Below are 19,872 nucleotides of genomic sequence, written 5' to 3'. Positions count from 1 at the left end.
GTGCCGGATCACCACACGATTTGATGCAGCCAAAAGGGATGGCCAGCCGTCTATGAAAAGGTCACTTACCGACGTTCTGTCGGGTTTGAAGCACCTGCCGAATCGATCTCCAGCGATGGCCTTCGGGCAAGACGCCAGCGAGGCATTCGCCGAAGTCGTGCCGTATCGTGACGGGGCGGTGTATGCGAGTTACTACTCCGGCTCCAGCGAGTGGGAGCGCCACCCGAACGGCGACGAAGTCGTCATGGTGCTGGAAGGAACAACCACGGTTGTTTTGCTGACGAACGCCAAGGAAGAACGGTACTTCCTCGCCGGGAACGAACTCATTGTCATACCCGTGGGCGTCTGGCACCGGTTTGAAGGATCCGAACGGCTCAAGGTGATGACCATTACGCCCCAGCCCACGGAGCACGGCCTCGAAACGCCAGCTGTTTGAGATCAGCCAATGTGGGGCGGCCATCTCGGCCCAGAGGAGGGGGTATGGATCGAAAAGCACCGGGCACGACCAGTTTCAGTCCTATGGCTTTACTTGGCTTCCTGGCTGTTTGCCTGGTGCTTGGCTGGGGCATCCAGACGAAATCCGAACTCCTGCGAATCGGTTTGATACTGCTGCAGGTGATTTGGTTAGTCGCTGGTTCGGTCGTTGTGGTGTCTCGATGGATGAACCAACGACGCCAGAGGAAATAAGGAACCGGAGGTCCGCTTTCGACCCAAAGAGGACACTGGAACGAAGCGTCATCGGTGCATGAAGTCCGTATTGTCGATGACGTGTCGGATGCGACTTGGAACGTAGTCGCGATTGGTGACTATCATCAAAAGGCTAGCAATTCTTCACATGCAGACCATGACAAGCACAATCCCGGACGCGCCGCGTTCGCTCCGGAAGCCCGAGGCGATTGCGGAGCGCGAGCGAATGCTCTTCGCGCGCCATATCGAACCTCTCTCTCGGTATGTTGATGGCTTAAGGGCGAAATACCCAGATTGGGAGTTTCAGGACTTCGACCCTCTCGATGGAGGGGTGGACGCGGACATGCTCTTCCTTTTGGAAAAACCAGGCCCGAAGACTTCAGCGACCGGAAAGCAAAAGGGATCGGGGTTCATCTCACGAAACAACGACGACCCAACCGCGGAAGCCCTATTCCGTTTCATGGTGCAGGCGGGGATTTCTCGAAAGCGAACTGTACTTTGGAACGTCATCCCAGGATGGAATGAAACGATCAAGACGACGAGCGAAGAAGTCCGTCGAGGGATTGATGAATTGAAGAACCTGCTGCCGCTCCTTCCGAATGTTCAGACAGTAGTTCTGGTTGGTGGTAAGGCCAAAATGGCACTTCCCTTGATCCAGGCGATGGGCTTTCGCGTACTCACCTCTGCTCACCCTGGACCCAAAGTTCGCAGCATCAACCCTGATCTGTGGAAAGCAATACCCGTGCAATGGAAGCAAGCGAGTGAGCTGTGACGCTCCTGTAGGTCACGCAGTGCGGTCGGCGTGAGCTTGCTGGAAGCCGCCGAAGCTGAGGCCTAGGGGACCGCTGAGAAAGTCCGCTTCCGAACCAAAGCAGATCGGCTAAGGTCTGCTTCCGACCCATAGCTGACATTGGGCTGGAAATCGTCAGGCGCGCCCCTGGCGTAGGCACGGCACAGGGTCTATCCAAAACCGTAGCGACAGAGGATCTATGAAGCACAGCTTTCCTAGGTGGTTTCCTTTTCTGCTCTTGGTTGTTCTCGTTATGGCGTTTGGAGGTTTTTCGCAGGCGGTAATCGCATTAGGACCATTTTCAGGCGCGGGTGCCTATGCGGCGTTAACCCTGCTTGGAGCTGCGGTGTTTGCGTTTTTGGCGTGGAGCTTCATTTACGTGTGGCGCTACAACGTGCAGGTTGTCTCCGGCGGCCTCTCGATTACAGGCATCTTCCGTACCCATACCATCCCCCTAAGTTCAATCGCACAGGTCATTACTGCGAGTGCCCCCAGAAGTGGGACGGATTCTTGGATTCTGGGTACGAACGACGAGTGCTTGGCAAAAATCGCCGGGAGCCTAGTTGGGTTTGATGCCCTTCTCGGTGAGCTAGGGCAGGCGTTGAAGCCCTATCAGGCCCTTTTTTATCGTCGGGAAACCTGGGGACCTTGGGAAATGCAGGTCGCCGGTGATACGAAGTGGGTGCAGAGCGAAGCTCCACCGCTTGTACGAAGGAACAGTCGCCGCCTAACTAAAATCCTGGTCGTTGGCTTCCTTCTTATCGTTTTGGCTGCGGGTTTTGCGGCTTGGCGGTAGGTCCGCTTCCGACCCAAAGCGGACACTTCCTGATGGTAGTTCGAGCGGGCCGGGGCGCAGCTGGCGACATCCGCGGCAAAGTCGTCAAGTGTTTCTCACCTCGTCGGGGTAAATCAATACACGACAAGGCATAGTTGTAAGCACTGCTCCGTGCAAAGACCCTTTAGCGACGTTGGTTTCGCTGCAACAACGGCCGCTCATGGCCACCTCCGTCACCTACTGAAGGGAGTACCGATGATGAGTACGTTCCGAAAGGTCTTTGCTGCCCTGGCACTTGTGTCGCCGGTTTGCGCCTTTGCAGGTAGTGTGTTCGACGGCACCTGGAAGACCGATTTGAGCCAGACCCAGGAGTCAAAGAAACCGTACGAGTTCGTCTTGCAGAACGGCATGTTCGACTGCAAAACCTGTGTCCCGCCTTACACAATCAAGGCTGACGGGAAGGACCAGCCGGTCCAGGGCAACCCCTATTTCGACACCGTAGCCGTCGAAGTGGTGGATGCCCATACGATCAAGACCACCTACAAGAAGGCTGGCAAGGTGACCGAGACGATGTCGGCCGTATTGGCAGCCGACGGCAAGACGGGCCGGAACGAGTACATCGACAGTACCGGCAGTGGCGCGCCGGTGACGGGTTCCTACGAGTTCGTCCGGGTGGCCCCCGGGCCTGCGGGTTCCCATGCGTGGTCGGGAAAATGGCAGATTTCGAAGGCACTCCACGTGTCCGACAACGGCACGACGTGGACGTGGAAAGAGGCGGACGGCATGCTCAGTTTCAGCATGCCCAACGGTCAGTCCTACAGCGCGAAGATCGACGGCACCGAAGCTCCCTTCCAGGGTGATCCGGGCGTGACGAGTGTCAAAGTCAAAGTTGCCGGCAACACGCTCGAGGAGAGTGACCTTCGCAATGGCAAGGTCATTACCGTCATGACGGCGACGGTGTCTGCTGATGGCAAGACCCTCAAGGTGGTTACCGAGGACAAGCTGCGCAATCGCACGACGTCATGGGTGGCCAACAAGCAGTAAGGGGAACCCGCGTGGAACGTACAGTCGCGCTTTGGCCCATCTGCCGAGGCGCGACTGTAGATTTTTGACGTCCGCTTTCGACCCATGGCGGATCTCAAGAAGGGGAGATTGAAACGTGGAAAGCCGGCCTTGGCGTTGGTGCTTCTCTTCCCTTTAGGCGCGTGCTTCCGGAATTTTGATTTCGCCAATTGCATCGTGCGTAGCCGCTGGCCAGCGATGAGTGCGCTGAAGCTCGGAAACGAGGAAGCCGGCGCGGCGAACGACAGCGGGCATGGAGACCACTGTTTAATTGATATTCCCACCGGGCTTGGACATCGACCCCGGCAGGTCTGGCCATGGACTCCGCATCGTTGAAGGATCGGACTCCGCTTGCTCTGCAGAGGAGCGAGAGCCAAATGACAGTGCCTATCGGTAGGCGAACCGATATAACAAGAAGAAGTTGTAACGATGGCGACCGCCGACGTAGTGCAAGATCTTCGGAGACGTGAATGGACGATAGCCCGAACGTCCGCCATCCACACATAGTGGAGATTCGACAGGCATCGTCAAACTGGCGGGTAGCAGCGCCACGTCGAGTGCCTGCTGCGTTACTACCCTCAGCCCTTCGGTGCCCCGATCGTGGCGCCATGGCGGCCAGCGATCTCAACCAGCTTGGCTATGTCCGGTTTGTCCGGAGCGATTTCGCGGTCGAACTCGGCGAACATGGCGGCGGCGCCAGCATGTGACGTGAGCGACACCATCTCGGTGCCGTCCTCCCCAAACCGGAACCAGTGCGTTGTTCCCCCGGGTATGTGCACGAACGTCCCAGGCAGCGCCACCAATTCCTGGTCGCCCATGCCAAACGTGACCGCGCCGCGGATGACGTAGAAGGCTTCGTCCCAGGGGTGATGATGCGGTGGCGGACCACTGCCTTCCGCACCCAGTTGATGGAACACCTCGTAGCTTCCGGTCTGGTCGCCGGAGGCAAGCACCGTCAGCTTCTCGCCGACGATGTTCAACGCCCGCGACGCACCCGCATCGACGACGATGGGCCCTGGCATATCCTGATCCTCCGTTGGACAGAACGCCTGTCTACAACAGACAGATGGACTGTCTAGTGTCGATACTGCCCCATGGAACCGACCAACCTCACTTTTCAGAGACGGACCCTGGGGTCCTTGCTGCGCCGCATCGAAGAGACGGTACGTACTCGTGTCTACGGACGGTTGACCGAGGCCGGCTTTCCCGGCATTCGGCCCGCGTTCGAGCTTACTCCGCAACATAGCCGAGGGTGGATCGCGGCTCAGTGAATTGGCCTAGCGCGCGCAGATGACCACGCAGAGCATGGGCTACCTCACCGACCGCCTGGCGGCGGGCTATGTCAGGGTAGAGCCCAACGTGACTGACCGGCAGGCGAAGCCCGAAGCGGACCGGGTGGTAGGCCGAATGGCATCCATCGAACGGCCGGAAACGACGCGATAGCGCAAGCGGAGCGGCCGAAAGCAGTGTTCGAAAGGGTCGGTGGCTCTGGTAGTTGTAACGATGGGCGCCTTGCTTCTTTCGGCGGCACGGGTCGATCGGTTATGCGGCATCGACAAAAGATGTTCGCTTTCGACCCGGCGCGGGCATGGCCGTGGCAGCCATCCTCCGGCCATTCCCGCCAACGTGCTTCAGCTCGCGGTCTCACTGGGAGGTGTTGTCCTATGCACATCAATCCTCGCATTGCCTTCTTCACGTTCGGCGTCTTAAGGGCGCCCGTCGGCGATCCTCTCGTTCAAGGCTTCGTCGACCGCATCGGAGACGTCTACGCGGCCGCCGAGGGTAGCGAAGGCTTCTTTGACCGATCTGTCCGGGATGTGGAAACGTGGGAGCACTCGTGGGGGCCGGTCATTGCGCCCGCCTGCGCCCCGGATGGACTCGCGATGACTCGGCTTGCGATGACTCTTTCGTTGTGGCGTGACCTGGAATCGGTCGCAGCCTTCGCCTATCACGGCGTCCATCGCGAGGCGCTGTCACGGCGTGCGGATTGGGCCGAAAGCGGGTCATGGCCAACCTATGTGGCGTGGTGGGTCGACGGGCAGCACCAGCCAAGCTGGAGCGAAGCCGTGGAGCGGATCGATCATCTCCACATCCATGGCCCCACGCCCACGGCGTTCTCTTTTCGAAAGCCATTCGACGCCATGGGCGAACCCACCCGCATGAAGGCGCCACGCCCTGCGTCATGACGGGCGCAAGATCTCGCTGCGCGGACTGCTGGATTCAAAGCCGATCTTTTGGCACTCCTTGGCCAAGACGAAAGGGCATAGCCTTGATGCTCCCGTCGCGATGACCACCATCGCCGACCATCAGTGGCATCTTTTCAAGGAGGTGAAAGGGGCCAAGCGATCGCGAAACGATGCAGATGTCAGGGCGTTTCTTCATGGTTATTCCTCATAAGCTTAGGCTTTCTTCGGCATAAGCTGCGCCTTGCCGCCTGGACAAGAGCCGACATCCCATCTTGGTGAAACTGCTGTGAAATCAGGCAGAAGATCGACCAGAGCGCTTCCTTGAGTGATGCCAAGGCATCAGCAGGTGTGGCATGGCAAGACTGCTGATGCACCGGTCAGGGGCTGGTCGAGACGCGGCCGTTGGTTGACATGGCAGGCGACTCAAGAAGAATTAGAGGCATGGACGTCCACTCGCATCGTGCGATTACGCCCGGATGAGTCACTAGGTCATGCACGTCAACACATTCCAAGACCCGATCGAACGCAGCGGCCTCTGTTCCGCCAGGTCTTGTTGAAAGTACGTCCAGTCGTACCTGTTGTCCGCCCCTCCCCGTAGCAGTCAAACCCCACAAGGAACACCTCGTCTGGCGTCAGTCGCCGGATCGATGTGTCATATCAAGGAACAACCCCGCCATGTCACGACCCGTCTCCGTATCGGTGCCAAGCAAGAAGCGACTCCAGCGCAGTGCCATCGCCATCGCGATCGGCATCACCCTTTCGGCGTCAGCCTGGGCACAAACCAACCCGCAACCCGTGAGCGGCAATGCCAGTGAAGCGCAAACGCAGTCGTCCACGACAACGAGTGCCGACGCGGAAAAGAAGCCCGTCAAGCAGCTCGAGCAAGTGGTCGTTACCGGTTCGCGCATTCCCCGTTCTGACCTGGAAGGGCCGTCACCCGTCACGGTGATCACCGCAGCGGACATCGACGCCAGGGGTTATCGAAACGCCTACGACGCCATTTCACAGGCCACGCAGAACACGGGCATTACCACCGGCCAGGATTTCGGCAGCACCTTCACGCCAGCCGCCAGTTTCGTCAGCCTTCGCGGCCTTGGACCCAACCACACGCTGGTGCTGGTCAATGGTCATCGCCTGGCGGAGTACCCGGTGGCGTACAACGGCGAAGTCAACGCGGTCAATCTCGCCAATATCCCATCCGAATCCATCGAGCGGATCGAAATTACCGATGCGGGTGCGTCGGCCATCTATGGCTCCGATGCCATTGCCGGCGTCGTCAATATCATCCTCAAGCAACACTATGACGGCACCGACATCAACGTGCGCGCCGGTGGCACTCAGGGCGGTGGCGGCGAGAACCAGCGCCTGCAGCTGACCCAGGGCATCTCTGCCGGTAATTTGACCGGCATCGCCGGGCTTGAGCTCAATCACGTGCAGCCGCTGATGTTCGGCGACCGCAACCTGAGTGCGTCCTACACCCGCGGCGCGATCGACCCCACGACATCGGTGCCCTCGGTGGCCTCCATTCGCGACCCCATCGGCGGCGGGTATTTCTCACCACCCAATGGTGCCTGCTCTGCCCTTTCCGGCCTCATGGGCGGGAGCGTGGGCCTTGCAACCAGCAATGATCCCAACAGGCCTGGGACGTATTGCGGCAGCGATCGGTACTACAACGACGGAACCATCGGCGCTGGCAAGCGGCAGGCGTCGGCCTTTGCTTCGCTTCACTACGCGCTCAACGACCACACGTCTCTGTACGGCGACTTCCTCGCCGATGACACAAAGGTCACCAGTACCCTGATCGGTCCGCCGTCTTGGGGAACCTCCACCGTCGTGGGGCCGTTCTGGGATGCGAACACGCAGCAGCTGGAAAACTGGCAGCGAACGATCGCCCCGGATGAAGGCATCGGCCTGAGCGCCTACAACCGCATCTACCTCGAGCGGTCGTGGACGGCGTCCGTCGGCGCCAAGGGAAATTTTGGCGATAGTCGCTGGCAGTACGACGCCAACTTCACCACCTCCCATTACAGCAGCGAGCAGACGCGCTACCGCTTCCTGACCGACGCGGATTCGTTCTTCCTTGGTCCGCAGATCGGCACGCAGAACGTCCAGGGCACGCCTTTCCCGATCTACGCGCCCAACCTGTCGAGGCTCTACAGCCCGCTATCGGGCCAGGACTATGACTCCATCGCCGCACGCAGCACGAGCAAGAATACCTCGTGGACGGAAACCGCCAGCCTTGTCGTGAATGGTCCGGTGCTGGAGCTGCCCCACGGCGATCTCAACATCGCCGCCGTGGCCGAGCTGGGTGACCAGGGCTTTCGCAACACCCCCGACGCCCGGATCAACCAGGGTTACTTCTGGGGGACGTCGAGCGCGGATGACTCGCGTGGCACGCGACGCAACCAGGCCGTGGGCGTGGAATTCAATGCGCCGATACTGTCGTCGCTGATCCTGTCGGGCGCGGCGCGCTACGACCGCTTCAACTTCGCCGGCAACTCGATCGGCAAAGCCACCTACAACCTGGGCCTGGAATACCGTCCGATCGACGGGCTCCTGCTGCGCGGAAGCTATGCCACCAGCTTCCGCGCGCCTGACATGAATTACATCTTCTCCACGCAGACGCTGGGCTACGAGCCGGGCCAGACCGACTACTACCTGTGCCGTCAGAGCAACCAGCCCTACGGCAGCTGCGACCAGGTGTTCAACATCAACTACAGCCAGAGCGGCAACCGTAACCTGAAGCCGGAGCAAGCCCGTTCCTTCACCTACGGCGTGGTCTGGTCGCCCACGCGGAACATCGACTTTTCGGTCGACTACTACCACATCGCGATCACCAACGAAGTCACAGACCTGAGCGTCGACCAGCTGCTGCGCACCGACGCCGACTGCCTGGAAGGAAAGACGCTTTCCGGCACGCCTGTCGATCCGCAATCCACATTGTGCCGCGACGCCATCTCACGTGTGCATCGAAACCCGTCCAACGCCGTGGTCAATCCCGGCTACGTGTCGATGGTCGACATCAACCCCATCAATGCGGCGAACGAGCACACGAGCGGCATGGATGCCACGGCTAACATCCGCTGGGGAGAGCGCTATGGCCACTATGACTTCAAGCTGGACTACACCACTGTTTTCAACCACAAGTACGAGCAGTTCGCCGGCGATCCTATCCAGGACGACCTGAGCCTGGCCTACCAGAACGAGTGGCGAAGCAAGGTCAGCGGCACGCTCAGCTGGCGCCTGGATAGTTGGTCGGCAACGATCAACGGCATCCGCTATGGCCGCATTCCGCTGCTCGATCAGTCGGCTTACCGATCGCCGTACGTGCTGTTCAATACCAGCGTGGGCTACCAGTTCAACACGCAGACGTCGGTATCCCTGATCGTCAACAACATCGCCAATCGATTCCCGGTGGATCGCACCGGCGGCTGGCCGAACTACCCATCCAGCACGTACGACATCTATGGGCGACAGTGGTGGATCGAGCTCGACTATCACTTCGGGAAGAAGTCGTAAAAACGTAGCAAACGGCGCTTCTCGCTCACATCAACGGTCGACCGGCGGAGCATGGGGGAACCCATGCTCCGCCGGGATGTGGCAACCTTCGGTTGCCGGGAAGGATTGTCCGCTTTCGACCCAGGCCGGGCATTGCCACCCAAGTGACCACCCGCAGGGCGCCTTGAAGCCCCAGGCCGTTTGCGCACATTCACGGCGCCGCGTTCTCCGGAACAACGTCTTGTACGGCACGGCTGGCTGCAACCAGCGTCTGACGGAAGACGTCCACCAGTGGCCTCAAATTGATCTTGTGCCACGCCGCCCACAAGGGCGTTCGATAGCTGAACCACGACAGCTCACGCATGTGGCGATGAATGTGTCGTGTCGTAGCGCGGAGTCAGAGATTGGGCCCCTGTCGGCTGGGGGTTGAGTGCGCCCGACACGTCCGCGTCCGACCCATAGCGGACGCGCCCATCCTGCATCGCTGCAGGCAGCCCAATATGCCTTGTGACGAGGCTTGCTGCCTCAAGGCTCTACTACGCTGCGGTTCTCATTTGCTCGCCGGGCTGGCTTCGTCGCCTAGCTGACGGAATGCTTCAGAGCGTGAAGCGGGCCTTGAAGAAAGGCGTGCTGGATTCATTCTCCAACCGCTCCGGTCGATCAGCAAAGGCAGCCCCGATAAACGGCGCGCTCCGGCAAAGATCTTTATCTCTTCGTTTGCTCAGCAGACATGTATATGGTCTGCTTTACCACCGAGTTGTTTCCATAGCGATGGGAAATCGTCCGCATGGCATGCGAAGCTGTGGCTAGTGCAAGGCCTGGCCGATGGACGCAACGGCTGGCATGTTGGCTGATGGCGGGTGCCGGCATGAGTATTGTCCACGCTGGCACCCTGCCGGCGAAACCGGCCTTTGACGTTGCGCCTGCGCAGGCCGCGTTAATGCGCCTGCTGCCGCGCTGGCAGGCGCAATTCACCTTGGTCGCGTTGGGTGGGCAAGGCGCTGATCGCTTCCGCATCCGTGGCACACCCGGACACATCGTTATTGAAGGTAGCTCGCCGGCGGTGCTGCTCCGCGGCGTGGAGACCTATCTAGAGCAGGTGGTGCACGTCAGCATGGGCTGGCCTGGCGACAGCCTCGCGCAACTGCCGGTCACATTGCCCGCACCGGTCTCGCCGATGGAGGGTTCCGCCGTCGTGCCGGATCGCTACGCCCTGAACGATACGGACGACGGCTATTCGAATGCTTATCTGGATTGGCCGGCCTGGGAGCACAAGATTGATGTGCTCGCACTGCATGGCATCAACGAAGTGTTCATGCCGATCGGCACCGAAGAGGTGTATCGCCGCACGTTCACGTCTTTCGGCTACAGCAATGCGGAGATCTCTGCGTGGATTCCCGCTGCCGCGCACCAGCCTTGGTGGCTGCTGCAGAACATGGCTGGCTTCGGTGCACCCATGTCGTCACGGCAGTACGCACGTCGCGTCGCGCTGGCACAGAAGATTGTCGCCCGCCTGCATGCCCTGGGCATGACGCCGGTATTGCCTGGCTACTTCGGAACCGTACCGTCCCAGTTCGCACCGAAGCATCCTGGCGCTGCGTTGGTGTCGCAAGGCCGTTGGGTCGGCTTCGAGCGGCCGGATTGGCTCGATCCACGCGATCCGTTGTACACGCGCGTTGCCGCCACGTTCTACCAAGAGCAGAGCGCGCTGTTCGGCGACAGCACGATGTACAAGATGGATTTGCTGCACGAAGGTGGCCGTGCCGGGAACGTGCCGAAAGGTGAAGCCGCCCGCCTCGTGATGGCCGCGCTGCGGGCGGCGCACCCAGGCGCGCGCTGGGTGATGCTGGGCTGGCAACACAATCCACCGGCGGAGGTGATCCGTGCGTTGGATCCTGGGCAGGTGCTGGTGGTGGATGGCCTGTCCGACCGTTACAACGGGCTGGACCGCGAGACGGACTGGCATGGTGCGCCGTATACGTTTGGCAGCATCCCCAACTTCGGCGGTCATAGCACGCTGGGCGCGAATGCCGGCGTGTGGCTCGAACGCTATGCGCAGTGGCGCGGCAAGCTTGGCAGCGCGTTGCGTGGCATCGCCTGGATGCCCGAAGGCAGCGGCACTGATCCGGCTGCCTACGCGCTATTTACCGCGCTGGCGTGGGAGCCGGTGCCTCAGGATGCATCGACATGGTTCGCTGCATATGCCACCTACCGTTACGGTGGCAGCGATCCGCATGCCACGGCCGCTTGGCGCATTCTGAGCGAGACGGCTTATGCCATGCCCGCCGGCGAATGGTCGGAAGCGCAGGATAGCTTGTTCAATGCGCGACCTTCGCTGGAAGTTGATACAGCGGCAACCTGGTCGCCACCGACCATGCGCTATGACGTCGAACACTTCGACCGGGCGACCTGCGAACTGCTCAAGGTCGCGCCCGCGTTACGCGCAACCAGCGCGTACCGCTACGATGTGGTGGATATCGCGCGCCAGGCGCTTGGCAATCAGGCACGTGTATTGCTACCGCAAATCAAGGCAGCCTATGCAGCGAAGGACACGGCACACTTCCACGCGCTGACATCGACATGGCTGGACGACATGACAATGCTTGATCGCTTGCTCGCGAGCGATCCGCATTTCCTGCTCGGTACTTGGTTGGCGCCAGCCCGTGCGGCGGCCGGTGACAACGCCGAAGCGGCGCAGCTTGACTACGATCAGCGTTCGATTCTCACTGTCTGGGGCGAACGCTCCGGGGCCGACGAGGGTGGGCTGCATGATTACGCCAATCGCCAGCTGGCCGGTCTGGTCAGCGGCTTGTACGAAACGCGCTGGAAGCGCTATTTCGAAACGCTGGAACAGTCCATGGACAGCGGCAAACCGCCCGCGAAGATCGATTGGTTTGCGATGGAGCGTGCCTGGGCCGTGGCACGCAGGCCGGAGCCAACGGAGCCGCACGGTGATCCCTGGCAACTCGTATCCGACACGGTGCAGCTGCTGAAAATCTGCCGACCCTAACGGGAGGATGCGGGAGGGGGCAGGGCGGCTACCCAGCCTCCAGCGCCGCCAGCGACGGGTGGTGAACGGAAGGGGTGATGTCGACTTGCCGCAGCAAGGTCCGCATTCGAGACAAAACGGACCTTCCAGTCGCAGCCAGAGCATGCGCGCTTCGGCCAGCCCATCGCCACGCGATCGCTTCCGCTTTGCCGGTATGCGTTTCTAGGAGTGGACGCGACGCCACACGACTTCGCCATGAGCGCCTTCCGCGGCGCCGCTCGATGGCTTGGCGACGCGGTAGGTCAGCTCGTCGCCCTGGATGGTGTAACTGGAGTCGCCGCTCCGCCCGTCCCAGTTGGGGAATGACGCGTGCACGATGTCGCTGTGCATGACATGGTCGTCGGCGCTCACGTGGCCGTAGTGGGCATTGGTGTCCATGGAGGCGGCACGGTATTCCTCGGGCGTTCCCTTGGATTTGTCGTTGGCGGCAAACGGCAGGCGCTTGGCGCGCACGATCTGCATCATGTAGTCGCCCTCGGCGTCGATAAGCCACATGCCCGTGGGATGGGGGCCGTAGAGCTCCACGCGATGGCCATCGGGGTAGACGTTGTCGCAACGGACAAGCGTCCAGGCGCCAACCAATGCTTTCGGAACCTTGCCGTGGCCGGCACTTTCGCCGGGCTTCATGTCGTCCTGGGTGGCCAGGACGGGCGATGCGGCCATGGCGGCGATGAGGCAGGCAACGAGCACCCGTTGGGTGAATGACATGGCGACACCTTTTGGCGGAGGGGAGAGTGCATGCTCACTCAGGCGCCTGGTTTTGATAATGGGCCTCGATATTTATTGACCTTCAAATATCATTTGAAGATGATCCGGCTCTAGCCTTCCATCTCCGGGCCGGCACTCATGAACCGCTTCAGCGACATGCAGCTTCTTGTCGACGTGGCCGATCTCAGCAGCTTGTCGGCGGCCGGGCGTCGGGCCGGGCTTTCACCGGCGGCGGCCAGTGCCTGCGTGCAACGCGTGGAGACGATGCTTGGCGCTCGCCTGTTCGAGCGCACGACACGTCAATTGCGCCTGACGGACGAAGGACGCATCTACATCGCCTCCTGCCGAGTGGCGCTCGAAACCATGAAGGAGGCCGAACGCGCGGTGCGCAGCGGCACCGACGCGGTCAGCGGAACGCTGCGCGTATCGGCGCCGTCGGATCTGGGGCGCAACGTGCTGGTCCATGTCCTCAACGGCTTCATGGAGCTGCACCCTGACGTGCGCGTGGTACTGACGCTGTCCGATTCACTCTCGCGCTTCGTGCCGGACGACATCGACATCGCCATACGCGTGGGGCCATTGGAGAACAGCGATCTTGTCGCGCGTCACCTTGCCGACAGCTGGCGCGTAGTGTGCGCATCGCCCGCATGTATCGAAGTCCACGGCATGCCGACGCAAGCCGATGAACTCGCGGAGCTGCCCACCCTGGTATTGACCACCCAGGCGGGGCCCAGGAATGAGTGGCAACTCGGCGAGGATGTCGTACGCGTGCGGCGATACCACGAGTGCACCGACAGCGAAGTCATACGCACATGGGCGGTGCTGGGGCGTGGCTTTGCGTACCGGCAACTGTGGGCGGTCATGGCCGATGTAAGCGCTGGCAGGCTGCAGCTCGTGCATGCGCCCGCCTGGTCCGCGCCCTCTCCCATACACGCGATGTACCACCCCAACGTATTTCAGCCTCCACGCGTGCGCCGCTTTGTCGATTTTCTTCAGCAGGAGTTTGCGCGGCGGTTTGCGACCAAGGACGGGAACGCCCTGGCGTCGGCATTCAAGCGGGGGCCATGAACCAGATACCGGCCGTCGATCCCGGGCCGCCCCTTGAGGGCCCGGCGAACAGCCAACGCGCCGACGCGAAAACCTCGCGCTAAACTGCCCACCCAATGCGGCAGCGACCGCCCGCCACGAAGGCCAGGCAGCCCTTGAAGATCGCCGCCGCTCTCGTATCCGTGCTGATCCTGGTGCTTGGCCAGGTGGTCGCCAGCCGCGGTTCGCCGTTCCTGCCTCACGGACACTTCATGGTCCGCGATGCCCTTTTGCTGATGGTAGCCAACGCGATGATCTGGCTGTCGCGGCGGTCTGACTGGCCGATGCGGACACGCGCCCAGCTCCTCGGGGCAGGGTGGATATGGCTGATCGTGCAGCTTGGCTGCGCCATCTACCTGGTTCAAAGCGGTGTCTGAGCGCGCTCTGTCGTGCCGAAGGCCAGTCTTGGGCCACTCCGCAGGCACGAGGTACTGACGTGATGGATGACAACGGTATGTCCGCAGAGCGGCCCGCGCGTCACTACGCCTTCGGGTATGGCTTCGATTCGTATGAGCCACTGGGTCCGGAATGCACGCATGTCGGCGTCAGGCTGCCCATGGCGGCAGCGGACCTGGAAAAGTTGGCTCGCTTGCTCGAAGGGCGGCCTGATGTCACGGTGCACTTTCACGGTGGGCGAACCACGGACCTCGCGTTCCTCACCTACTTTCCCTTCGTGCGGCGGCTGAGCGTGCACCTGTGGGAGCTTGAAGACATCAGCGGGTTTTCGTATCTGCAAGACGGCCTGGATCTGCTCAGCTTCGGCCGCACGAAGAAGCGGCTGTCCGTGAAGTTCCTGCAGGACATGCCTGCGCTGGGCACGCTTTTTCTCGAGGGTCACACCAAGGACATCGACAGCGTCAGCCAGCTCACGCAATTGACGTCGCTGGGGATGCGATCCATCACGCTGCCGGACCTTGCCTTGCTGGCGCCGCTGCGTGAGCTGAGCATTCTTGGCCTGTCTTTTGGAGGTACGCGGAACCTTGCTGCGCTTGCGCAGTTGCCCAGCCTGAAGCGGCTGAGCCTGTTTCGGATCAACAAGCTCGATGACCTGTCCATCCTGTCGCAGCTTGCCTCGCTGGAGTTCCTCGACCTGGATTCGATGCGCAACGTGACGGCTCTGCCGAGCCTGGCCACCCTGGCGCATCTTGAAGAAGTCTCCCTGGAAACCATGAATGGCCTCACTGACCTGTCCGCAGTCGCCGCCGCTCCCAACTTGCGCCAACTCACCATCGCGGGCATGCCGCAGCTGAACCTTGACGCATTCCGCTGTCTGGTGGGCCATCGGAGTCTTCAGGAGCTGCGGCTGTGGAGCAGCCTTGACGGCGCGGTGAACCTCAAGAAGGCGGTGCGCGAAGCGGTCAGGCAGCTGTTGCCGGAGATCACCGCGGCCTGACGAGGTGCATCAATCTTGACCGTGCGCCCGAGTCTCGGCCTTGCGATGCATGTCGTGGCCTTGCATGGCCTTGACGGCATGCTCCCTCGTGGAGGGATGCTTCGCTGTCTCAAGGCGTTGCACGGTCTGGTGATGAAAGCTCAGCAGCGCGGCGCGCACCTCGGGCGGCGCGTAGGGCAGTTCGCAGTCGGCATGGGCGCTGCCCATGAGCGCGGACACGAGGAACAGGCTGGCGGTGCGTTTCATGAAAATCCCCCGGCGACGCGGCAGGATTTCATTCACACCGGATACGCGCCATCCGGATCTTGTGCTGCGCCTTGAAACGGCTCACCCAAAGTCAGGACCGTGCTTCCACAGCTCGTTCCATGGCTTGCGCGTGGGGCCGCACACGAAGATATCGGGGTGGTACTGGCTTTCCTCGTTGGCCACGCCCAGGGCGTTGGCCTTATGGCCGGCGATACGGCAATCGCGAAACAGTTCATCGGCGCGTTCGCGCGAATTTCCCAGCACGATAAGCGTGGTCGGCGGTGTATCCGGATAGCCGCGCAGCCAACCGGAGTTGACGGTGGTGATCGGCGTGGGCAGGTGATAACGCGGGCCCAGCAGCGCGAGGGAGCCATACTCGCCATAGTTGCCTACGGCAATGCCAAGATTGGCTTGTTGTTCGGCAGGCAAGCCATCGCGGATGGCCGCCACCTGTGCGACGAGTTCGTTCCAGCCGATTTCTTCGCGCAGGTCGTTGTTGTTCTGGAGCGCAAAGTCGCGCAGCGGGCCACTCGAAGCGATGGGCACGATGCGCAGCGCTGCATAGACGCCGACCGCCAGGACACCGGCCCATGCCAGGGCGGCGACTCCCGTGCCCCATGCGGCGGGAAGTTTGCGCAACCACTGCTCGCCCACCACGGCGCCCATCGCCAGAAGCATGGGGTAAGTGCCGCAGGTGTAATAGAAGCGTCCCCGTGCCACCAGAAACAGCAGCAGCGGCACCACATACATCCAGGCAAGCATGCGATAGCGCCGGTCCCTGACGCAGGCGAACAGGCCGGCAAGCCAGACCGGCGCCGCGAACAGGTTGGCGTTCAGCAGGAACTGGTCGCGCAGGAAACCTTCCGCCCGCCCCTGGTGCACATCACGCGCATGGATGCCCTGCAGGAAATGGTAGGAGACAAAATCGTGCCGCACGAGCCATGCAAGGTTCGGCGCGAAGATGAGCAGCGCGATGGCGCCACCGGCCCAGAACCAGCGGTTGGCCACGTATCGCCGTGCATCGGTGAGCAGCACGCCCGCCAGCACGCCGGCCAGCTCGAACGCGATCGAGTACTTCGTTTGCAGGCCAAGGCCGGCGAGTACGCCAATGGCCAGCCACCAGCGTGGTTCATCGTCACGCCTCAGCCGGATCACGCACCAGGCGATCAACACCCACCACAACAGGTCGAAGGACGAATACTGGAACTCCGTGGCCTCGAACATCGGCAGGGGCGACAGCGCCACCGCGAGGGCCGCGAAGATCTGGGCCTTGCGCTTGCCGCCCAGATCGCGCGCCATCATGCCGCTGGCGAAAATCACCAGGACCTGCGCGATGACGGAAAACAGCCGCAGGCCCACCAGCGACAAGCCAAACATCCTCAGGCCCAGGTGCTCCAGTGCGGCAGTCAGGGGCGGGTAGGGCACAAAGCCCCAGTCCAGATCCTGCGCATCGCTGAGGAATTGCCATTCATCCCGGTGAAAGCCGTACTGCCCGTTGGTCACCATGTGGGCGATGCCGAACAGCACGGCGATGGCGAGCACAGGCAGGATGCTGCCACGGTGGCGTGGCCGGGCGTGCTGGACGGGAACACTGATCGCGGTCATGCAGGCATCCCTGGAACAGGCCGGCGGTTCGCCCGATGCGCGTGCAACGTCGCGGGCGGCGGTTCATGTGCTTCCCTAGCATAGCCAATGTCCGCACACGCCAGGCCACCGACCCGGGCAACGCCCCTGCGTGCCGGAACGACAAAGAAAGAGCGGAGCGCCGATGGCGCCCCGCCCCTGCCTGCACTGCTTGCCGCGATTACTTCTTGTCGTGCGCCGCCTGCTCGATGAGCTTGGCGACCACCGCCGGCTTGGAGACATAGATGGCGTGGCTGCCGGCAACCTCGACCACGGTCGAGCCTGCGCGCTTGGCCATCGTCTGCTGGGCCTGCGGGGGAATCATGTGGTCGTCCAGGGTCACCAGATACCAGCTCGGCTTGGTCTTCCAGGCCGGCACCGTCACCTGGCCGGACAACGCCTGGACACCCCACGGCACCTGCGAATCGGCCATGAAGCTGGCTTCGGGGGCCGGGACGTCGCCCGCGAAGGCGGCTGCGAACTTCGCGCGATCCAGGAACAGGAAGCCATCCTGCGGCGGCAGGATCGGCGGCTGCGATGCGCCCGGGGGCGGGTTGCCGATCAGCGTCTGCACCGACTCACCCGCGTCGGGCGCAAAGGCAGCGATGTACACCAGGCGCTGCACCTTGGCCTCGGTGCCGGCTTCGGAAATCACCGCGCCGCCGTAAGAGTGGCCGACGAGGACAACGGGGCCGTTCTGCTGGGCAATGGCGCGCTTGGTGACGGCGACGTCATCGCTCAGCGACGTCGTGGGGTTCTGCACGATGGTGACGTTGTAGCCGTCCTTCTTGAGGATGTCGTAGACCTTCTGCCAGCCGGAGCCGTCGACGAACCCGCCGTGCACGAGCACGACATTCTTGATGGCATCCTGGCCCTTGGGCGCCGTGGCGCTGGCGGCGTGGGCGGCGGTGGCGAGGGTCATGGCGGTCAGGGCGGCAAGGCCAAAAGCTTTGATCTTCATCAGAATCTCCAAAAGGTTATGTGACGAAACGAAGCGGGGACATACATCGCGGGGGGAGGACGGATGCTGCGGTCGACCTTGGGACGCAGCTTGCGCGCCGGCTCCTGCACGCACCATCGGTTGAATGACCGAGGCCGCCGCGAGAACGACGGCGCTATGCTCCCTGCCCATGAACATGTCCCGACCTGACGCAGAGGTGTCCACCGTTGCCCTGCTCGACGTGATCCGGTCGATCGCGTTCGTGGGCGATCTCGCCATGGGGCAACCCACCGACCACTCCCCGCGGGTGGCGTGGATAGCCGGCCAGCTGGCGAGGGCGGCCGGCGCCGATGACGTGGCCTGTGCCGAGGCCATGACCGTCGCCTTGCTGCGCTGGTCCGGCTGCACCGCCAATGCGCCCGAGTTTGCGCGACTGGTCGGCGACGACGTCAGCGGGAGAAAGGCGCTGCTCGCCATCCAGTCCTCCAGCAGCGGCTTTCGCGTCGGCACCAAGGGTGGCGGTTCGGCGTTTCACTCGTTGTCGCGCATCCACTGCGAAGTCGCCGGGGATATCGCCAAGGAGTTGGGTTTGAGCGAGGCGGCGCAGTTCGCGCTGCGTCATCTGTTTGAAAGCCACAACGGCGCGGGCGCCCCGGATGGCCTGCAGGGCGAGCAGATTCCGTCCTCCGTCTACACGGCGTCGCTTGCCGGCGACCTTGACATCTTCCATCGCCTCTATGGCTTCGAGCAGGCCTGCCAGCTCATTGGCCAGCGCGCCGATGTGTTGTATCCCGTCGGGCTTGCATCGCTGCTCATCCAGAACGCCGCACGCTGGCTGGCCGAACTCGACAACGATCCGACCTTGTCCGGCCCGTGCTCGCTCGACGCGGCGTTCTCCGGACGCACCACGTCGCTGGAAATACTCGCCGACGTCATCGACCTGAAGCTGCCGTGGATGACCGGTCACTCGCGGCGCGTGGCGCAACTGGCCAGGCACGCTGCGATGGCCCTTGAGCTGGACGAAGCCCGCCAGCAGAAGGTGTACCGCGCTGCGCTGATCCACGGCATCGGCCGCGCCGCCGTACCCAACATGGTCTGGAACACGCCCGGCAAACTGATGGAGCCGGAGTGGGAGCGCGTGCGCCTCGTTCCCTACTGGACCGGACGGGCCGCACGACAACTCGGCTCCCTGGCCGGCGAGGCCGAAATCGCCTCGTATGCCTACGAAAGGCCGGACGGCTCCGGCTACTACCGGGAGGCCCGCACCGGAAGTATTCCCATCGAGGGGCGCATCCTTTCCGCCGCCACGGCATGGGCCGCCCTGCGTGCGGCACGTCCCTGGCGGGAGGCGCTGGAAGAAAGCGCCGCAGGCGCGTTGATGGCATCGGAGGCCGCCGCCGGTCGCCACGACGCCGATGTGGTGCGCGCACTCCTGAAGCCGCCACGATCAAGCCGAAGCAAACCGGCCCTCACGTCACTGACCAGCCTGCTCACCCAGCGCGAGCGCGACGTGCTGCGCTGGATCAGCCTGGGCGCAAGCAACAAGGAAGTCGCGCGGAAACTGGCAATCAGCCCCAGTACCGTGCGCACCCATGTCGAAAGCGTATTCCGAAAACTGGAGTGCACCACGCGCGCTGCCGCTACCCTGAAAGCGACGCAACTAGGCTTGCTGTAGATCGCCAGCGGGTTGCCCGGACATGGGTGGGCCCTGGCTTCAGGAGGCGCCATTCTCCGTACCTGGGAGGGTGTTCCCGGCCTCATTCGCAAGCGATGAGACATCGCCAGCCCAGGCTAAGGATGCGAGCATCACGCTGGCGCCGGAATGGTTC

General features: G+C 62.3%; 18 protein-coding genes. 12 read left to right on the top strand and 6 right to left on the bottom strand.

Annotated features, from left to right (window positions below; all coding sequences use genetic code 11):
- Window positions 1-52 precede the first annotated feature (52 nt).
- The 5 genes from HY57_RS01505 to HY57_RS01490 all read left to right on the top strand — a co-directional run bounded on the left by HY57_RS01505 (window position 53) and on the right by HY57_RS01490 (window position 3,296).
- Window positions 53-436 (top strand): cupin domain-containing protein, encoded by a 384-nt coding sequence (locus HY57_RS01505; RefSeq protein ID WP_026034064.1) that lies wholly within the window; start codon window positions 53-55, stop codon window positions 434-436.
- Between the two features lie 44 nt (window positions 437-480).
- A complete protein-coding gene (locus HY57_RS21420; RefSeq protein WP_144240744.1) occupies window positions 481-687 on the top strand; it encodes a hypothetical protein in 207 nt (68 codons plus the stop codon).
- 148 nt (window positions 688-835) lie between these two features.
- On the top strand, window positions 836-1,459 hold the full coding sequence (locus HY57_RS01500; RefSeq protein ID WP_019466075.1) for a uracil-DNA glycosylase: 624 nt from the start codon (window positions 836-838) through the stop codon (window positions 1,457-1,459).
- 217 nt (window positions 1,460-1,676) lie between these two features.
- Window positions 1,677-2,273 carry a hypothetical protein gene (locus HY57_RS01495; protein ID WP_026034066.1) on the top strand — a complete coding sequence of 199 codons (597 nt, stop codon included), beginning with the start codon at window positions 1,677-1,679 and terminating at the stop codon, window positions 2,271-2,273.
- 234 nt (window positions 2,274-2,507) lie between these two features.
- On the top strand, window positions 2,508-3,296 hold the full coding sequence (locus HY57_RS01490; RefSeq protein WP_235186600.1) for a hypothetical protein: 789 nt from the start codon (window positions 2,508-2,510) through the stop codon (window positions 3,294-3,296).
- A gap of 596 nt (window positions 3,297-3,892) precedes the next feature.
- On the opposite strand, the gene HY57_RS01485 is transcribed toward HY57_RS01490, so the two are convergent.
- Window positions 3,893-4,336 carry a cupin domain-containing protein gene (locus HY57_RS01485; RefSeq protein WP_019466078.1) on the bottom strand — a complete coding sequence of 148 codons (444 nt, stop codon included), beginning with the start codon at window positions 4,334-4,336 and terminating at the stop codon, window positions 3,893-3,895.
- A 642-nt stretch (window positions 4,337-4,978) separates the two neighbouring features.
- Between HY57_RS01485 and HY57_RS01480 the strand changes: the two genes are divergently transcribed.
- Window positions 4,979-5,500, top strand: a complete 522-nt coding sequence (locus HY57_RS01480; RefSeq protein WP_019466080.1) for a DUF3291 domain-containing protein — start codon at window positions 4,979-4,981, stop codon at window positions 5,498-5,500.
- Between the two features lie 34 nt (window positions 5,501-5,534).
- On the opposite strand, the gene HY57_RS21790 is transcribed toward HY57_RS01480, so the two are convergent.
- Complete coding sequence (locus tag HY57_RS21790) at window positions 5,535-5,696, bottom strand: hypothetical protein (protein WP_157786194.1); 162 nt, start codon at window positions 5,694-5,696, stop codon at window positions 5,535-5,537.
- 479 nt (window positions 5,697-6,175) lie between these two features.
- Between HY57_RS21790 and HY57_RS01475 the strand changes: the two genes are divergently transcribed.
- Window positions 6,176-9,019 (top strand): TonB-dependent receptor plug domain-containing protein, encoded by a 2,844-nt coding sequence (locus HY57_RS01475; protein WP_019466081.1) that lies wholly within the window; start codon window positions 6,176-6,178, stop codon window positions 9,017-9,019.
- 847 nt (window positions 9,020-9,866) lie between these two features.
- Window positions 9,867-12,008: an alpha-N-acetylglucosaminidase gene (locus tag HY57_RS01470; RefSeq protein WP_200873897.1), complete on the top strand. Its 2,142-nt coding sequence runs from the start codon at window positions 9,867-9,869 to the stop codon at window positions 12,006-12,008.
- Between the two features lie 201 nt (window positions 12,009-12,209).
- On the opposite strand, the gene HY57_RS01465 is transcribed toward HY57_RS01470, so the two are convergent.
- Entirely contained in the window at window positions 12,210-12,755 is a 546-nt protein-coding gene (locus HY57_RS01465; RefSeq protein WP_019466083.1) for a lipocalin-like domain-containing protein, read from the bottom strand.
- A gap of 138 nt (window positions 12,756-12,893) precedes the next feature.
- Here HY57_RS01465 and HY57_RS01460 point away from each other — a divergent pair, with 138 nt between their 5' ends.
- The 3 genes from HY57_RS01460 to HY57_RS01450 all read left to right on the top strand — a co-directional run bounded on the left by HY57_RS01460 (window position 12,894) and on the right by HY57_RS01450 (window position 15,234).
- Window positions 12,894-13,823 carry a LysR family transcriptional regulator gene (locus HY57_RS01460; protein ID WP_019466084.1) on the top strand — a complete coding sequence of 310 codons (930 nt, stop codon included), beginning with the start codon at window positions 12,894-12,896 and terminating at the stop codon, window positions 13,821-13,823.
- Window positions 13,824-13,957: 134 nt separating this feature from the next.
- Window positions 13,958-14,218 carry a hypothetical protein gene (locus HY57_RS01455; protein ID WP_144240743.1) on the top strand — a complete coding sequence of 87 codons (261 nt, stop codon included), beginning with the start codon at window positions 13,958-13,960 and terminating at the stop codon, window positions 14,216-14,218.
- A 77-nt stretch (window positions 14,219-14,295) separates the two neighbouring features.
- A complete protein-coding gene (locus HY57_RS01450; protein WP_144240742.1) occupies window positions 14,296-15,234 on the top strand; it encodes a leucine-rich repeat domain-containing protein in 939 nt (312 codons plus the stop codon).
- Window positions 15,235-15,243: 9 nt separating this feature from the next.
- On the opposite strand, the gene HY57_RS01445 is transcribed toward HY57_RS01450, so the two are convergent.
- The 3 genes from HY57_RS01445 to HY57_RS01435 form a co-directional block, all read right to left on the bottom strand.
- A complete protein-coding gene (locus HY57_RS01445) occupies window positions 15,244-15,480 on the bottom strand; it encodes a hypothetical protein (RefSeq protein WP_019466087.1) in 237 nt (78 codons plus the stop codon).
- Window positions 15,481-15,561: 81 nt separating this feature from the next.
- Complete coding sequence (locus HY57_RS01440) at window positions 15,562-17,085, bottom strand: glycosyltransferase family 39 protein (protein WP_019466088.1); 1,524 nt, start codon at window positions 17,083-17,085, stop codon at window positions 15,562-15,564.
- Window positions 17,086-17,284: 199 nt separating this feature from the next.
- On the bottom strand, window positions 17,285-18,064 hold the full coding sequence (locus HY57_RS01435; RefSeq protein WP_019466089.1) for an alpha/beta hydrolase: 780 nt from the start codon (window positions 18,062-18,064) through the stop codon (window positions 17,285-17,287).
- A 175-nt stretch (window positions 18,065-18,239) separates the two neighbouring features.
- On the opposite strand from HY57_RS01435, the gene HY57_RS01430 reads away from it, so the two are divergent.
- Window positions 18,240-19,718, top strand: a complete 1,479-nt coding sequence (locus HY57_RS01430) for an HD domain-containing phosphohydrolase (protein ID WP_026034070.1) — start codon at window positions 18,240-18,242, stop codon at window positions 19,716-19,718.
- The last annotated feature ends 154 nt before the right edge of the window (window positions 19,719-19,872 follow it).

Origin of the sequence: Dyella japonica A8, from assembly GCF_000725385.1 — a bacterium.
Taxonomy (GTDB): Bacteria; Pseudomonadota; Gammaproteobacteria; order Xanthomonadales; family Rhodanobacteraceae; genus Dyella; species Dyella japonica_C.
This window is presented reverse-complemented; position numbering and strand designations above follow the sequence as displayed.

Coding starts and splice junctions, on each gene's coding strand:
- HY57_RS01490 (WP_235186600.1), top strand. CDS start 2,508: ATGATGAGTACGTTCCGAAAGGTCTTTGCTGCCCTGGCACTTGTGTCG.
- HY57_RS01505 (WP_026034064.1), top strand. CDS start 53: ATGAAAAGGTCACTTACCGACGTTCTGTCGGGTTTGAAGCACCTGCCG.
- HY57_RS01430 (WP_026034070.1), top strand. CDS start 18,240: ATGTCCCGACCTGACGCAGAGGTGTCCACCGTTGCCCTGCTCGACGTG.
- HY57_RS01495 (WP_026034066.1), top strand. CDS start 1,677: ATGAAGCACAGCTTTCCTAGGTGGTTTCCTTTTCTGCTCTTGGTTGTT.
- HY57_RS21420 (WP_144240744.1), top strand. CDS start 481: ATGGATCGAAAAGCACCGGGCACGACCAGTTTCAGTCCTATGGCTTTA.
- HY57_RS01470 (WP_200873897.1), top strand. CDS start 9,867: ATGAGTATTGTCCACGCTGGCACCCTGCCGGCGAAACCGGCCTTTGAC.
- HY57_RS01480 (WP_019466080.1), top strand. CDS start 4,979: ATGCACATCAATCCTCGCATTGCCTTCTTCACGTTCGGCGTCTTAAGG.
- HY57_RS01500 (WP_019466075.1), top strand. CDS start 836: ATGCAGACCATGACAAGCACAATCCCGGACGCGCCGCGTTCGCTCCGG.
- HY57_RS01475 (WP_019466081.1), top strand. CDS start 6,176: ATGTCACGACCCGTCTCCGTATCGGTGCCAAGCAAGAAGCGACTCCAG.
- HY57_RS01485 (WP_019466078.1), bottom strand. CDS start 4,336: ATGCCAGGGCCCATCGTCGTCGATGCGGGTGCGTCGCGGGCGTTGAAC.
- HY57_RS01460 (WP_019466084.1), top strand. CDS start 12,894: ATGAACCGCTTCAGCGACATGCAGCTTCTTGTCGACGTGGCCGATCTC.
- HY57_RS01445 (WP_019466087.1), bottom strand. CDS start 15,480: ATGAAACGCACCGCCAGCCTGTTCCTCGTGTCCGCGCTCATGGGCAGC.
- HY57_RS01435 (WP_019466089.1), bottom strand. CDS start 18,064: ATGAAGATCAAAGCTTTTGGCCTTGCCGCCCTGACCGCCATGACCCTC.
- HY57_RS01465 (WP_019466083.1), bottom strand. CDS start 12,755: ATGTCATTCACCCAACGGGTGCTCGTTGCCTGCCTCATCGCCGCCATG.
- HY57_RS21790 (WP_157786194.1), bottom strand. CDS start 5,696: ATGAAGAAACGCCCTGACATCTGCATCGTTTCGCGATCGCTTGGCCCC.
- HY57_RS01440 (WP_019466088.1), bottom strand. CDS start 17,085: ATGACCGCGATCAGTGTTCCCGTCCAGCACGCCCGGCCACGCCACCGT.
- HY57_RS01450 (WP_144240742.1), top strand. CDS start 14,296: ATGTCCGCAGAGCGGCCCGCGCGTCACTACGCCTTCGGGTATGGCTTC.